This window comes from Pseudomonas fluorescens (assembly GCF_001648775.1).
GTDB classification, from domain to species: Bacteria; Pseudomonadota; Gammaproteobacteria; order Pseudomonadales; family Pseudomonadaceae; genus Aquipseudomonas; species Aquipseudomonas fluorescens_M.
Window position 1 is genome coordinate 109,814 of record NZ_LVEJ01000001.1, and the last position, 14,288, is coordinate 124,101.

Genomic DNA, 14,288 nt, shown 5'->3' on the forward strand with positions numbered 1-14,288 from the left:
CCGGAGCCCGCATGACCCAGGATCAACTCAAACAGGCAGTGGCTCAGGCCGCCGTCGACTTCATCCTTCCGAAACTCGACGACAAGAGCATCGTCGGGGTCGGCACCGGCTCCACTGCCAACTGCTTCATCGACGCACTGGCTCAGCACAAGGGCGCATTCGATGGCGCGGTCGCCAGTTCTGAAGCCACCGCCGCGCGCCTCAAGGGCCACGGGATTCCGGTGTATGAGCTGAACACCGTCAGCGACCTGGAGTTCTACGTCGATGGCGCCGACGAAAGCGACGCGCACCTGAACCTGATCAAGGGCGGCGGCGCCGCACTGACCCGCGAGAAGATCGTTGCCGCCGTGGCCAAGACCTTCATCTGCATCGCCGACGCCAGCAAACTGGTGCCGGTGCTCGGCGAATTCCCGCTGCCGGTCGAAGTGATCCCGATGGCCCGCAGCCACGTCGCCCGCCAACTGGTGAAACTGGGCGGCGACCCGGTGTACCGCGAAGGCGTGCTGACCGACAACGGCAACATCATCCTCGACGTGTTCAACCTGCAAATCACCAACCCGGTGGAACTGGAAGCGCAGATCAATGCGATCGTCGGCGTGGTCACCAATGGCCTGTTCGCGGCGCGTCCGGCGGACTTGCTGTTGCTGGGCACCAGCGAAGGCGTGAAAACCCTTAAGGCTGAGTAAATCCAGTCATCCACACATTTGTCGGCAGACAAATAAACCTGTGGGAGCGAGCCTGCTCGCGAAGGCGGTAGATCGGTCGATGCAGATGTTGACTGATCAGACGCCTTCGCGAGCAAGCTCGCTCCCACAGTATTTTGTGGTGTTGATTAGTTCGGTGTTGGCTTTTTGAAGACGTAAAACAGGTTCGGCTCACTCACCAGATACAGCGTCCCGTCATCATCCATCGCAATGCCTTCCGCCTGCGGCACGGTTTTCTTCAAACCCTGCCGCCCGCCACTGATGGACATCGTGCTCAACGGCCGCCCGTCGACATCCAGCTCCAGAATCAACCGCGACTCATCCGACAGCGCCAGTAAATGGCCGCTGCGCTCGTCGTACTGCAAACTCGACAGATCGCGCACAAACATCCCGGCGTCACGCTTGGGATCGTTGATCACGTGCACCGCGTAGGACTTCTCCGGATTGAAGTGCGGAAAACCGTGGACTTCGTAGATCAGCATCGGGTTGCGCTCTTTCGCGACAAACAGGCGCTTGCCCACCGAGTCGTACGCCAAGCCTTCGAAACCCTTGTTGCCGGCCATGTGCACGCCGAGGGTCATCTGCTCGGCGTCCGCCGCGTCGAGGAAGGTGGTGTCTGCTTCCAGGTGAATCTTGATCAGCCGCTGCTGGCGCTCGTCAGTGATCACGTAAGTGTCGGCGCTGATGTATTCGACCGCTTCCGGATCGCCAAACCCAATCAGGGCAATGCGCCGCAGAATCTTGCCGTCGAGCGACAGTTCGACCAGTTCGGAATTCTTGTTGGTCACGGTGAACAGGCTTTTACGCACCGGATCGAAAGTCAGCGCCGAAACATCATCGTCCAGCCCATCAATCACCCGCGCCTCGATCTCCACTCGATACTGGTCCAACGCAATGGATTGACTGCTCAGCGGCTGCCACAACGTGTGCAGATTGAACCAGGCGCGCTCGAACAGGCGCATGTATTGGCCGATCACAATCAACGCGATCAGGGCAATCACCGACAGGAGGATAATCAGAGGCTTGGGACGGGCAAGTCGACGCATTCGGGCGGGCTCGGGATCAAGACAGGCGGATGAAATATCACGCCTGTCTGAACTGAAGCTTAATGGCCACTTGCCTGTCAGGACAATCAGACTTGTCTGAAATTGCCGCGAGGACCGTTATTTCTGTTTTTCGAAGCGGTAGAACAGATTGGGTTCGCTGACCATGTACAGCGTGCCCGCCTCGTCCATGGTCACGCCTTCGGCGCGGGGGATGGTGTTCTTCAGGCCATTGAAGCCACCAAGCAGGGTCATGAAGCTGACCTGTTCGCCCTTCTCGTCCAGTTCCAGCAGCAGGTGCGAATCAGCGGACAACACCAGCGTATGGCGGGTACGCGGATCAATCGCCAAGGCCGAGAGGTTGCGAATATCCAGTTCATCACTGGCAAGTTTTTGCTTGTCACCCTTGAGGGTCTGGCTGCCATCGCTTTTCCAGGTGAACAGCGCCGGTGGACGCTCTTCGCCCAACAGCAATTGCTGGTTGTGCGAGTCCCAGGTGATCGCTTCGAAGGCTTTGTTCTGGTCTTTCGACGGGCCGAGATCGTATTTCGGGAAGTCGGCGATGTTCAATTCGCGGGTGTCGGCGTCGACCTTGACGATCGACAGCATGTGCTGGCGCTCGTCGACAATCGCCATCAGGCCGTTTTCCATGACGGTCAGGCCTTCCGGATTGCTCCAGCCCACCAGCGGCATCTTGCGCAGTACCTCGCCCTGCAACGTCAGCTCAGCGAGAAACGGATTTTTACCCATCACCGAAAACAGCGTTTTGGTCTGCGGGTTGTACGACAGATCGGAAGCCTCGTCCTTTTCCATCCCTTTTAGCGGCTTGGCATCGATCACCACCCGATAGTCCGGCAGCCAGATGCTCTCTTTCTGCTCGGCCTGGCTTTCAAAGCGTTCCTGCAGCCAAAGCACACCGCGATCATCCCAATGCATGGCAAACGCCAAGGCATAGGCGGCGGCAACCACCAACAAGAGCCAGACATACCAACGCAGGGCGAAACGTGAACGGCGAGTGGGTTTGAGCTGAGTTTGAGATGACATCGATGGACGCGTTCCGAAAATTCAGGCTATGGGTAATAGCACAAAGAGGCCGGCTCAGACGCCAGAATGAGAGGAATTATCCGTACAGGATGTGAAAAAAACGGCAAATGGCGGGATTGCCCTGCACTGCCAGCGGTCTGCAGGGCAGCACAAAACAATGTGGGAGCGAGCTTGCTCGCGAAGGCAGAGTGTCAGTCGACATCTTTGTTGACTGACAAAATGCTTTCGCGAGCAAGCTCGCTCCCACAGGTGATTTGCGGCGTGGCGGTTAGCGCACGCTGCTGGTGAAGCTGCTCGCGCCGACCAGTTCGAGGACGATGTCATCGCCAACGTTCAGCGGGCCAACGCCCACCGGCGTGCCGGTGAGGATCACGTCGCCGGCCTGCAGCGAGAAGCAGCCGGCCATGTGCTGGATCATCGGCACGATCGGGTTGAGCATCGCACTGCTATTACCGTCCTGACGCACTTCGCCGTTGATGGTCAGGCGAATGCCGATGTCAGTCAGGTCAGCAAAGGTGCTGCCAACCACGAACGGGGCGATTACCGCCGCGCCGTCGAACGACTTGGCGATTTCCCACGGCAGGCCCTTGGCTTTCAGCTCGGCCTGCTTGTCGCGCAGGGTCAGGTCCAGCGCCGGGGCGAAACCGGAAATGGCATCGAGCACTTCTTCACGGCTCGGCTTGGTCGACAGCGGCTTGCCGATCAACACGGCGATTTCCGCTTCGTAGTGCACCGAACCGCGCTCGGTCGGAATGGCGAAACCGCCTTCCAGCTCGACCACGCAACTGCCCGGCTTGATGAACAGCAACGGCTCGGTAGGCACCGGGTTGTCCAGTTCCTTGGCGTGTTCGGCGTAATTGCGGCCAATGCACACGACTTTCCCGATCGGGAAGTGGATGCGCGTGCCGTCGACGTACTGGTGCTGATAGCTCATTTACCGACTCCTGCCTTCATTGATTCATCAAAGATTGCCGATCAAACTGCGAAAATCTTGCCCGGGTTCATGATGCCGTTCGGGTCGAACACCGCTTTCACCGCTTTCATGTACTCGATCTCGACCGGGGAACGGCTGTAGGTCAAGTAATCGCGCTTGGTCATGCCGACGCCATGTTCAGCGGAAATCGAACCGTTGTACTTCTCGACGGTTTCGAACACCCACTTGTTGACGGTCGCGCACTTGGCGAAGAACTCGTCCTTGCTCAGGTTATCCGGCTTGAGGATGTTTAGGTGCAGGTTGCCGTCGCCGATGTGGCCGAACCAGACGATTTCGAAGTCCGGATAGTGTTCGCCGACGATCGCGTCGATTTCCTTCAGGAACGCCGGCACTTTCGACACGGTGACCGAGATGTCGTTCTTGTACGGCGTCCAGTGCGAAATGGTCTCGGAGATGTACTCGCGCAGTTTCCACAGATTCTGCAGTTGGGTTTCGCTCTGGCTCATCACGCCGTCCAGCACCCAGCCCTGCTCGACGCAATGCTCGAAGGTTTCCAGCGCGCTGTTGGCCACTTCTTCGGTGGTCGCTTCGAATTCCAGCAAGGCATAGAACGGGCAATCGGTTTCGAACGGCGCCGGTACGTCGCCACGGCCCATGACTTTCGCCAGGGCCTTGTCGGAGAAGAATTCGAAGGCGGTCAGGTCGAGCTTGCCCTGGAAAGCGTGCAGCACTGGCATGATCGAGTCGAAATCGGCGGTGCCGAGAACCATCGCGGTGAGGTTTTTCGGCGCACGATCGAGACGCATGGTCGCCTCGACAACGAAACCGAGGGTGCCTTCAGCGCCAATGAACAGCTGACGCAGGTCGTAACCGGTGGCGTTCTTGATCAGGTCTTTGTTCAGCTCCAGCACATCGCCCTTGCCGGTGACGACTTTCATGCCGGCGACCCAGTTGCGGGTCATGCCGTAGCGAATCACTTTGATCCCGCCGGCATTGGTGCCGATATTGCCGCCAATCTGGCTGGAACCTGCCGAGGCGAAATCGACCGGGTAATACAGGCCTTTTTCTTCGGCGACGTTCTGCAAATGCTCGGTGACCACGCCCGGCTGACAAACGGCGGTGCGGTCAGTGAGGTTCACGTCGAGAATCTGATTCATGTAGTCGAACGACACGACCACTTCGCCATTCGCGGCCACGGCAGCGGCGGAAAGCCCGGTGCGCCCGCCCGATGGCACCAGCGCAACCTTGTGCGTGTTGGCCCAGCGGACCACGGCCTGCACCTGCTCGATGGTCTTGGGAAACACGATGGCGCTGGGCGCCGGGGCGAAATGCTTGGTCCAATCCTTGCCGTACGCATTCAGGGAGTCGGCGTCGGTCAGGACCTTGCCAGGCTCGACCAGGGTCTTCAGTTCATCAATCAGGGCAGGATTGGTCATCGACAGAACTCTCGAACAATTCATGGTCATCCTGAGAACGCTTCACGTCGCAGGAATGAGTGTTTAGCGGGGAGGCTATGCTAGCATATCGACCCCGCAGGACAGTGCCCAAGGCCAGATCCGCGGAGACGACTTTCTTGTCGTCCGGGTCAGCGTCTGTTGACCATTTCCTGCCATTTTTCTCCGGGATACAGGTTTACGCAGATGAGCAAGACTTCTCTCGATAAGAGCAAGATCAAGTTCCTTCTTCTCGAAGGCGTCCACCAATCGGCTGTCGACGTCCTCAAGGCGGCGGGCTACACCAGCATCGAATACCTGACTGGTTCCTTGCCGGAAGCCCAGCTCAAGGAAAAGATCGCTGACGCTCACTTCATCGGCATTCGTTCGCGCACGCAACTGACCGAAGAGATCTTCGATCACGCGAAGAAGCTGGTAGCGGTCGGCTGTTTCTGCATCGGCACCAACCAGGTTGACCTGAGTGCTGCCCGCGAGCGCGGTATCGCCGTGTTCAACGCGCCGTACTCCAACACTCGCTCCGTTGCCGAGCTGGTGCTGGCCGAAGCGATCCTGCTGCTGCGCGGCATCCCGGAGAAAAACGCGTCCTGCCACCGTGGCGGCTGGATCAAATCCGCAGCCAACTCCTTCGAGATCCGTGGCAAGAAACTCGGCATCGTCGGCTACGGTTCGATCGGTACTCAGCTGTCGGTTCTGGCTGAAGGTCTGGGCATGCAGGTGTTCTTCTACGACACCGTGACCAAACTGCCGCTGGGCAACGCCACTCAGGTCGGCAACCTGCACGAACTGCTGGGCATGTCCGACATCGTCACCCTGCACGTTCCGGAAACCGCTGCGACCCAGTGGATGATCGGCGAGAAGGAAATCCGCGCCATCAAGAAGGGCGGCATCCTGATCAATGCGGCGCGCGGCACCGTGGTCGAGCTGGACGCCCTGGCGGACGCGATCAAGGACAAGCACCTGATCGGCGCAGCCATCGACGTATTCCCGGTGGAGCCACGCTCCAACGACGAAGAGTTCGAAAGCCCGCTGCGTGGCCTCGACAACGTCATCCTGACCCCGCACATCGGTGGTTCGACCGCCGAAGCGCAAGCCAACATCGGTCTGGAAGTGGCAGAGAAACTGGTCAAGTACAGCGACAACGGTACCTCGGTTTCGTCGGTGAACTTCCCGGAAGTGGCCCTGCCGGCTCACCCTGGCAAGCACCGCCTGCTGCACATCCACGAGAACATCCCGGGTGTGATGAGCGAGATCAACAAGGTCTTCGCCGAAAACGGCATCAACATCTCCGGTCAGTTCCTGCAGACCAACGAGAAGGTTGGCTACGTGGTGATCGACGTCGACGCCGAGTACTCGGATCTGGCGCAAGAGAAGCTGCAGCACATCAACGGCACTATCCGTAGCCGCGTTTTGTTCTGATTTAGCGTTGAGCGAGAAAAAAGGGAGCCTTCGGGCTCCCTTTTTCATGCACGGCGAAAGGTTATTCGACGTTGATGGTGATTTTCTTCGAGACGATTGGCGGGTCGAACGCCATGTGATTCTTGTCACCCAGCTCCAGTTGCAAGGTGTGCTTGCCCGGGGCCAGTTTGATTTCAGCGAAGGTCTGCGCCTTGCCGAAGTGCATGTGGTTGGCGTCAGTCGGCACCACAGCGCCGGCCGGAACGATTTCCTTGGCGTCGATCAGCAGATGGTGGTGACCGGTGTTGGCGGTGACGTCACCGGCCGGTGCCAGCGCGACGTCCTTGGTACCGAACTTGACGGTGAAGGTCTGCGAAACCGTGGCCCCGTCCTCGGGAGAAACGATGAACACTTCGGCGCCTTTGGGGGCCGGAGTAGCCGCACTGGCCAGCACCGAAACGCCCATCAGCACACCCGCCAACGCTGCACGTGACATAAAGCTTTTCATTTTCTTCTCCAGTTTTTCCGTAAAATCCGCACGGTCATGACAACTTCATGACCATTCGTTGTCGAAGGCACTCGACAACCATAGCAAAGCGCGCCAGAAACACAGGCCGCGATAATGATTTCAAAGGAGTGACCATGCGTTTTCTGCCTGGCCTGATCTGCCTGCTACCCCTTTTGAGCCCTTTGGCTCACGCCGAACTGATTGATGACGTCAACGACCGTGGTGAGCTGCGCATAGCCCTTGAGGCTAATACACCGCCCTTCAATTTCAAGGATGGCGATACCCTCACAGGGTTCGAGGTCGAGCTTGGGCAACTGCTGGCCAAGGAACTGGATGTGCGCGCCGACTTCATCGTCACCGACGAAGCGGACCTGCTCCAAGGCGTAGAAAGCGGCAAGTACGACGTTGCGCTCAACCACATAGCACTGACACCCGAACTCAAGGATCGTTTCGACGTCAGCGAGCCTTACGGCAAGGTCGACTCACAGCTGCTGGCGAAAAAGGATGAACAGCCACAACCGATGGTGCTGGTGCAGGCGTTGACTGAAGAGAAGCCGAAAGCGGCGGAAGCGGTGGATTTGGCGATTCCGTTTCAGAAGGGTAATCCGGCGTTTCAGGCCAGCCTTGCGAGTGCGATGCAGCGGATCAGGGCGGATGGGCGTTTGGCGGCGTTGACCGAGAAGTGGTTGAAGCCTTAAAAGCCCCTCACCCTAGCCCTCTCCCAGAGGGAGAGGGGACTGATTGGGGGATGCTGAAGAAATACGCCGACCTGAAATGGATGTACCGAATCCGAAATCGACTGGTCATGACTGTGTTGAATCAATAGTCGAAAAGGTTTTTCAGGTCGATGCAGGACGCCGGACAACTCGGTCGGCCCCCTCTCCCTCGGGGAGAGGGCTGGGGTGAGGGCAACGATTCCGGATCATTCCAAACCCGCCAGAGCCACCGCAGCCTGCGGCAGTTCAAGCTCGCTGAATACCTGCACACCATGGCGCTTGAGCAACGCAGCCGTCACGCCCTCGCCACTGACTTTGACGCCACTGAACGTCCCGTCATACGTCAGCAGATTCCCGCAAGAAGGACTGTTGGCCTTAAGCACCGCCACCCGAATGCCATGCTTCTGCACCAGCGCCAACGCCTGCCGCGCACCGTCGAGAAACTGCGCACTGACATCCTCGCCATCGGTAGTAATCACCGCAGCGACACCATCCAGCACGTCACCGCCCTGCCCTCCGGGAATCTCCGCCGCCGCCCGTGGCGTCGGCAACCCGCCCGCGACCTCCGGACACAACGGCACCACCCGCCCTTCGGCAATCCACTGTTCAAGCACATCAAACGGCCCGCTCGCGCCACCGTCGTAACGCACGCGGTGGCCCAACAGGCAACGGCTGACCAGAATCCTGTCCATCTCAGAACGGCTCGTTGCCACGGCGGCGGAACCAGCCGGTCAGCGACAGGCGCTCGCGGTTCGCCGGCAGCACTTCGTGCGGCACTTCGCCGGAAAGGAACACCACCAGACAACCGCCGGTGGGCTGCACGTCGTGCACGCGCTCGTCGTTCAGGTACATACGCAACTGACCACCGTCCTCCGGCAGCCACGCGTCGTTGAGATAGACCACCACCGAGACCATGCGCTTGTCATCGTCACGAAAACGGTCGACATGTCGGCGATAAAACGCACCCGGCGGGTACAGCGCGAAATGGCACTCGAAGTCTTCAAGACCGAGGAACAAGCCACGGTTGAGCGCCTCGCGCAGGCTCTCCATGAGGTTCAGATAACGGTCGCTGGCCTCGGCCTGGCCCGGGTCGATCCATTGGATGTGGTCGCCGCGAATGCCCTCGCGAATCTCTGAAAACGGCCCACGACCGACCGCCGCCGGCGCCAGTTCACCCTCGGCCTCACGTTTGCGGCACTCGGCCGCCAGCTCGCGGGTCAAACCGGCGGGCAGGAATATGTTCTGCTGCGACCAGCCGTGTTCGGCCAGATCGTCGACAATGCGTAACAGCAGTGGGTGCTCAGAGGATATTTGCATGGCGCGCATAGTATGTCGGCGGCAAGAAATCCGACAGAGCCACGCGGCGGCTTGCTACGAATTCTCGACAAGTACCGGCACCGCACGGAGAATAGTCCGCTGCTGACAGGAGTCCCTATGCGCCGTTTGCTTTTTTCACTGTTGATGTTCTGCGTGTTGCCCGCCTGGGCGGACGGCCACGATCAGTTGTACAAGGTCGCCGGCTGGCCAGATCAACGTGCGCATTTCAATGACGCCCTGAGTGCCGCGCAGCAGCGCTATCAAAACAGCCTGCCGCCTGCCGTGTTTCAAGCGTTGGTGAACAACAGCAACCAGCGCTTCGCCCCGCAGGCCGTGGATCAACGTGCCGAAGCACAACTGCGGCAGAACCTCGCCGACCCGAAACCGGCCCTGACCTTTTTTCAATCGCCATTGGGCAAGAAAATTGTTGCCGCGGAATTGCTCGCGACCCGCCGCGATCAACTGGCAAAGAATGCCAAGGGTCTGCCGAAGATGCAGGTCAGCGACAGCCGCCTGCTGATCATCGGCCACCTCGCGCAAGCCTTGCCTGCCCGTGAAGCCGGCGCCGAAGTGAGTCTGGCGATTGCCGGCGTCGCGGCGGACAGTTTGAGTTCGATGATTCCGGGGCTGCTCGGTGGCGGTCAGGCGCAAGGCATGCTCAACGGTCAGCGCCAGCGTTTGATGGATCAGATTGGCGCGGACATCAACAACACGCTGCTCTACGTTTATCGCGATCTGTCGGATGAAGAGCTGGAAGAGTTTGCAACGTTTGCCGAGTCGGCTGAGGGCAAGGCCTACTATCAGGCGGCGCTGGCGGCGATTCGGGCGGGGTTGGCGGTCGGGCAATGATCTTTAGCGCCTGACCGGCCGCCTTCGCGAGCAGGCTCGCTCCCACATTTGGATCTTCAGCGAACACAAAATTTGTGAACATCCCCAATCCCCTGTGGGAGCGAGCCTGCTCGCGAAGAGGCCCTCACAGACGCTACAGATTCCTGCCCCTGATCCGCTTGCTCAAGAATTCGAAATACTCCTCCCGCATCTCCGCCGTCTCATTCGCCAGATGATGCCGCGCCTCGGCCAGCAGCAAAATCTGCGGCCGGTCGAACTTCCACTTCATCACTTGCAAATTGTGCTGCCAGTCCACCGTCATGTCCGCCTGCCCCTGAATGATCAGCGGCCGTCGCGGGCTTTTTTTCGCGTGCTCGACGCGGATGATCCAGCGTGACAGCGCGCCTACCCACTTGGTTGGCAAGCGTCGCGGCTGCAACGGATCGGCCTGCAGAAACGGCAGGAAATCCGGATCGTTGGAGTTCTCGCTGAAGCGTCGCGCGACACCCCGAACGAAAGGCCTGAGCAGGTAATAACTCAGCTGCGACCAGCCCCACGCCCTTGGCCGCACCAGCGGCGCCATCAAAATCACCTGACCCTGCGCCGGGCTGTTTTCGCCATGGTTGAGCAGGTGATCGACCACAATCGCCCCGCCGGTGCTCTGTCCGCACAGATGCCACGGCTGCGGCAGCGCGATCGACTGTGCCTCGGCGAACAAGGCTTGCAGGACGTCCTGGTACTCGGAGAAATCGCGGATGCTTGCGCGCGGCCCGCTCGACAGGCCATGCCCCGGCAGATCGCAGGCAATCACCGCAAAATCCTGATCCAGCGCCCACTCGATCACATGCCGGTAAAGCCCGACGTGATCGTAATAACCGTGCAGCAGAAACAGCGTGGCTTTGACCTTCTCCGGCCACCAGCAATGGCTGACCACTTCATAGCCATCGACCTCGAAACGGCCCATGCCACGCCAGACATCGCGATGGGGAAAATCGGTTTGATAAAACTGCTGGTACGCCTTCGCCTCGTCCGACAACGGCTGCCACTCGGCCAAAGGCTTGAGGCTGGCGCGGATTTGATCGGGGTCGAAAGTGGCAGGCATGCGGAAATTCCAAAGCGGTAAACAGACTTTATCGGCCTGCGATATTCATCTGTCGTGGCAGACATGGCAAGCTAGCCGACCTTTCGAGGATCGAAAACCATGCGTTCGCCCTACCGCACCGCACTGTTTGCCAGCCTGCTCGCGCTGATTTGCGCCGGGGTGCTGTGGGCGGCGTACGACTGGTTTCAGGGGCGTTATCTGCGCGCGTTCAGCGAACACACGGCAGTGTTTTCCGGTGATCCGCTGCGCCTGCCGGACAATCTCGCCGGTCCCGGCAAGATCCGTCTGGTGCATTTCTGGGACCCGGCTTGCCCGTGCAATGTCGGCAACCAACAGCATCTGACCGAGATGGTCGAGCAGTTCAGCGCCAAAGGCGTTGAGTTCTTCGCCGTGCAGAAGGCTGGCAGCCACGGCCAGTTGCCCGCGACCCTCAGCAGCCTGAAAACCATCACGATATTGCCCGGTTCCGAACAGGTGCCCGCCAGCCCGGCCGTGGCGATCTGGGACCGCAGCGGCAAGCTGGCGTACTTCGGCCCGTACAGCGAAGGCCTGACCTGCAACTCCAGCAACAGCTTCATCGAACCGATTTTGAATGCCCTGACGCAAGATCGCCCGGTCAATGCCACGCACACCCTGGCGGTCGGTTGTTACTGCCCGTGGCCGGTGGAGGCGCAGTAAGGCATTCCGGACTTTTCAAGGACAGCGCTGCACGGCACAGAAGGTCTGTGCTAATTGTTTGCAGCCCGACGGGCGGCAATCCCGCATGCACAAGGAGTCACCATGAAGCGCGTGTTCACCGTACTTGGCTTGCTCATCGTTGTTCTGCTTGCCGGTGTCGGCTGGTATGTCTACAGCAAACAGCCAACACGCCAGGGTCAGGTTGAACTGCGCAACCTGCAAGGTTCGGTGACCGTGCGTTACGACGAACGCGGTGTGCCGCACATTCGCGCCGAGAATGAAACCGACCTCTACCGCGCCCTCGGCTACGTGCATGCCCAGGATCGGCTGTTCCAGATGGAAGCCATGCGCCGCCTCGCCCGTGGCGAATTGGCCGAAGTGCTCGGGCCGAAGCTGCTCGACACCGACAAACTGTTCCGCAGCCTGCGCATCCGCGAGCGCGCCGCCAGTTATGTCGCCAGTCTCGATAAACAATCGCCGGCGTGGAAAGGCCTGCAAGCCTATCTGGATGGCATTAACGAATATCAGGACACCCACGCCGCGCCGATCGAGTTTGACGTGCTGGGCATCCCCAAGCGGCCGTTCACAGCAGAAGACAGCATCAGCGTCGCCGGTTACATGGCCTACAGCTTTGCCGCGGCGTTTCGTACCGAGCCGCTGCTGACCTACGTGCGCGATCAACTGGGCGCCGATTACCTCAAAGTCTTCGACCTCGACTGGCAGCCCAATGGTGTGCTGGCCAACGGTCACGCCAAGCCAGCGCCAGCCCTCGCGGCCGGCGACTGGAAAGACCTCAACGCCCTCGCCCGCCTCAGCGAACAAGCGCTGATCGACAACGGCCTGCCTCAATTCGAAGGCAGCAACGCCTGGGTCATCGCCGGCAGCCGCAGCCAGAGCGGTAAACCGTTGCTGGCGGGTGATCCGCACATTCGCTTCTCGGTGCCGTCGGTGTGGTACGAAGCGCAATTGTCGGCGCCGGGCTTTGAACTTTACGGCCACCATCAGGCGCTGGTGCCGTTCGCGTTCCTCGGCCACAACCTCGACTTCGGCTGGAGCCTGACCATGTTCCAGAACGACGATCTGGACCTGATCGCCGAGAAGGTCAATCCGGATAACCCCAATCAGGTCTGGTATCGCGGACAGTGGACCGACATGGTCGTCACGCAGCAGCAGATCAATGTGAAAGGCCAGACACCGGTGACCCTCACCCTGCGCCAATCGCCCCACGGTCCGATCGTCAACGATGCCCTCGGCAGCGCTGCCGGCAAGACGCCGATCGCGATGTGGTGGGCGTTTCTCGAAACGCCGAACCCGATCCTCGAAGGTTTCTACCAGCTCAACCGCGCCGACACCCTGGCCAAGGCGCGCGCTGCCGCCGCCAAAGTGCAGGCGCCGGGGCTGAATCTGGTTTACGCCAACGCCAAGGGTGACATCGCCTGGTGGGCCTCGGCATTGCTGCCCAAGCGCCCGACCGGGGTGCGGCCGGAGTTCATTCTCGATGGCAGCAGCAATCAGGCCGACAAGGACGGCTTCTACCCGTTCAGCGCCAACCCGCAGGAAGAGAACCCGGCGCGCGGCTACATCGTCTCGGCCAACTTCCAGCCGCTGTCGCCGACCGGCATGGAGATTCCCGGTTACTACAACCTCGCCGATCGCGGGCAGCAACTCAATCGCCAGCTCAGCGACAAGAACGTGAAGTGGACCAACGAAGCCAATCAGAAACTGCAACTGGGCACGGCGACCGGTTATGGCCCGCGCTTGCTCGCACCGTTGCTGCCAGTGCTGCGTGAGGTGGTCAGCGATCCGGCGCAGCTGAAACTGGTCGAGCAACTGGCGCAGTGGCCGGGCGACTATCCGCTGGACTCGGTCAATGCGACGGTGTTCAACCAATTCCTCTACGACCTGGCCGATGCGGCGATGCGTGATGAGTTGGGCAATGACTTTTTCGACACGCTGCTGTCGACGCGGGTGATCGATGCGGCGCTGCCGAAGCTGACGGCGAATGCCGATTCACCGTGGTGGGATAACCGCAGCACGCCGAACAAGGAGACCCGTGCCGATGTCGTGCGCACAGCGTGGCAGGCGAGCATGCAGCACTTGAAGCTGACCCTGGGCGATAACTCTGCCGAGTGGAAATGGGGCGTGGCGCATACGCTGACTCACGGCCATCCGCTGGGACAGCAGAAGCCGCTGGATCGGATTTTCAACGTCGGCCCGTTTGCGGCGCCGGGCAGTCATGAAGTGCCGAACAACCTTTCCGCACGGATCGGCCCGGCACCGTGGCCGGTGACTTACGGACCGTCGACGCGGCGGCTGGTGGATTTTGCCGATCCGGCGCATGGATTGACGATCAACCCGGTCGGGCAGAGCGGTGTGCCGTTCGACAGTCACTATGACGATCAGGCTGAGGCGTATGTCGACGGCATGTATGTGCAGGCGCATTTCAACGAAGAAGAGGTGACGGCGAATACGCGCAGTACGTTGAAGTTGTTGCCGGCGCGGGCAGCGCCTTAAAAGCCCCTCACCCTAGCCCTCTCCCAGAGGGAGAGGGGACTGACCGAGGTG

Annotated in this window: 14 protein-coding genes; 6 read left to right on the forward strand and 8 right to left on the reverse strand. The window is 60.1% G+C overall.

The window, feature by feature from the left end:
- Positions 1–11: 11 nt before the first annotated feature.
- Positions 12–686, forward strand: coding sequence for a ribose-5-phosphate isomerase RpiA (gene rpiA, locus A8O26_RS00535; protein WP_007913886.1), 675 nt, complete (start codon positions 12–14; stop codon positions 684–686).
- A 146-nt stretch (positions 687–832) separates the two neighbouring features.
- On the opposite strand, the gene A8O26_RS00540 is transcribed toward rpiA, so the two are convergent.
- The 4 genes from A8O26_RS00540 to A8O26_RS00555 all read right to left on the reverse strand — a co-directional run bounded on the left by A8O26_RS00540 (position 833) and on the right by A8O26_RS00555 (position 5,161).
- Entirely contained in the window at positions 833–1,750 is a 918-nt protein-coding gene (locus A8O26_RS00540; protein WP_064116314.1) for an SdiA-regulated domain-containing protein, read from the reverse strand.
- Between the two features lie 117 nt (positions 1,751–1,867).
- The gene (locus tag A8O26_RS00545) at positions 1,868–2,791 is read right to left on the reverse strand and encodes an SdiA-regulated domain-containing protein (protein WP_064116315.1); all 924 of its coding nucleotides are present in this window, start codon (positions 2,789–2,791) and stop codon (positions 1,868–1,870) included.
- 268 nt (positions 2,792–3,059) lie between these two features.
- A complete protein-coding gene (locus A8O26_RS00550) occupies positions 3,060–3,725 on the reverse strand; it encodes a fumarylacetoacetate hydrolase family protein (RefSeq protein ID WP_008085293.1) in 666 nt (221 codons plus the stop codon).
- A 41-nt stretch (positions 3,726–3,766) separates the two neighbouring features.
- The gene (locus A8O26_RS00555) at positions 3,767–5,161 is read right to left on the reverse strand and encodes an FAD-binding oxidoreductase (protein ID WP_064116316.1); all 1,395 of its coding nucleotides are present in this window, start codon (positions 5,159–5,161) and stop codon (positions 3,767–3,769) included.
- A gap of 204 nt (positions 5,162–5,365) precedes the next feature.
- Between A8O26_RS00555 and serA the strand changes: the two genes are divergently transcribed.
- Positions 5,366–6,595, forward strand: a complete 1,230-nt coding sequence (serA, locus tag A8O26_RS00560) for a phosphoglycerate dehydrogenase (RefSeq protein ID WP_064116317.1) — start codon at positions 5,366–5,368, stop codon at positions 6,593–6,595.
- A 61-nt stretch (positions 6,596–6,656) separates the two neighbouring features.
- Here serA and A8O26_RS00565 read toward each other — a convergent pair whose 3' ends face one another.
- Positions 6,657–7,082: a DUF4399 domain-containing protein gene (locus A8O26_RS00565; protein ID WP_064116318.1), complete on the reverse strand. Its 426-nt coding sequence runs from the start codon at positions 7,080–7,082 to the stop codon at positions 6,657–6,659.
- A gap of 134 nt (positions 7,083–7,216) precedes the next feature.
- On the opposite strand from A8O26_RS00565, the gene A8O26_RS00570 reads away from it, so the two are divergent.
- Complete coding sequence (locus A8O26_RS00570) at positions 7,217–7,780, forward strand: transporter substrate-binding domain-containing protein (RefSeq protein ID WP_064116319.1); 564 nt, start codon at positions 7,217–7,219, stop codon at positions 7,778–7,780.
- A gap of 224 nt (positions 7,781–8,004) precedes the next feature.
- Here A8O26_RS00570 and A8O26_RS00575 read toward each other — a convergent pair whose 3' ends face one another.
- Positions 8,005–8,490, reverse strand: coding sequence for a DUF523 domain-containing protein (locus tag A8O26_RS00575; protein WP_064116320.1), 486 nt, complete (start codon positions 8,488–8,490; stop codon positions 8,005–8,007).
- A 1-nt stretch (position 8,491) separates the two neighbouring features.
- A complete protein-coding gene (locus A8O26_RS00580; protein ID WP_007913869.1) occupies positions 8,492–9,124 on the reverse strand; it encodes a 2OG-Fe(II) oxygenase in 633 nt (210 codons plus the stop codon).
- A gap of 108 nt (positions 9,125–9,232) precedes the next feature.
- On the opposite strand from A8O26_RS00580, the gene A8O26_RS00585 reads away from it, so the two are divergent.
- Complete coding sequence (locus A8O26_RS00585; RefSeq protein WP_064116321.1) at positions 9,233–9,964, forward strand: DUF2059 domain-containing protein; 732 nt, start codon at positions 9,233–9,235, stop codon at positions 9,962–9,964.
- A gap of 133 nt (positions 9,965–10,097) precedes the next feature.
- On the opposite strand, the gene A8O26_RS00590 is transcribed toward A8O26_RS00585, so the two are convergent.
- Complete coding sequence (locus tag A8O26_RS00590; RefSeq protein WP_064116322.1) at positions 10,098–11,045, reverse strand: alpha/beta hydrolase; 948 nt, start codon at positions 11,043–11,045, stop codon at positions 10,098–10,100.
- 99 nt (positions 11,046–11,144) lie between these two features.
- Here A8O26_RS00590 and A8O26_RS00595 point away from each other — a divergent pair, with 99 nt between their 5' ends.
- Together A8O26_RS00595 and A8O26_RS00600 are read left to right on the forward strand one after the other, a co-directional pair.
- The gene (locus A8O26_RS00595; protein ID WP_064116323.1) at positions 11,145–11,723 is read left to right on the forward strand and encodes a DUF6436 domain-containing protein; all 579 of its coding nucleotides are present in this window, start codon (positions 11,145–11,147) and stop codon (positions 11,721–11,723) included.
- Between the two features lie 102 nt (positions 11,724–11,825).
- Complete coding sequence (locus tag A8O26_RS00600) at positions 11,826–14,237, forward strand: penicillin acylase family protein (protein WP_064116324.1); 2,412 nt, start codon at positions 11,826–11,828, stop codon at positions 14,235–14,237.
- Positions 14,238–14,288 lie beyond the last annotated feature (51 nt).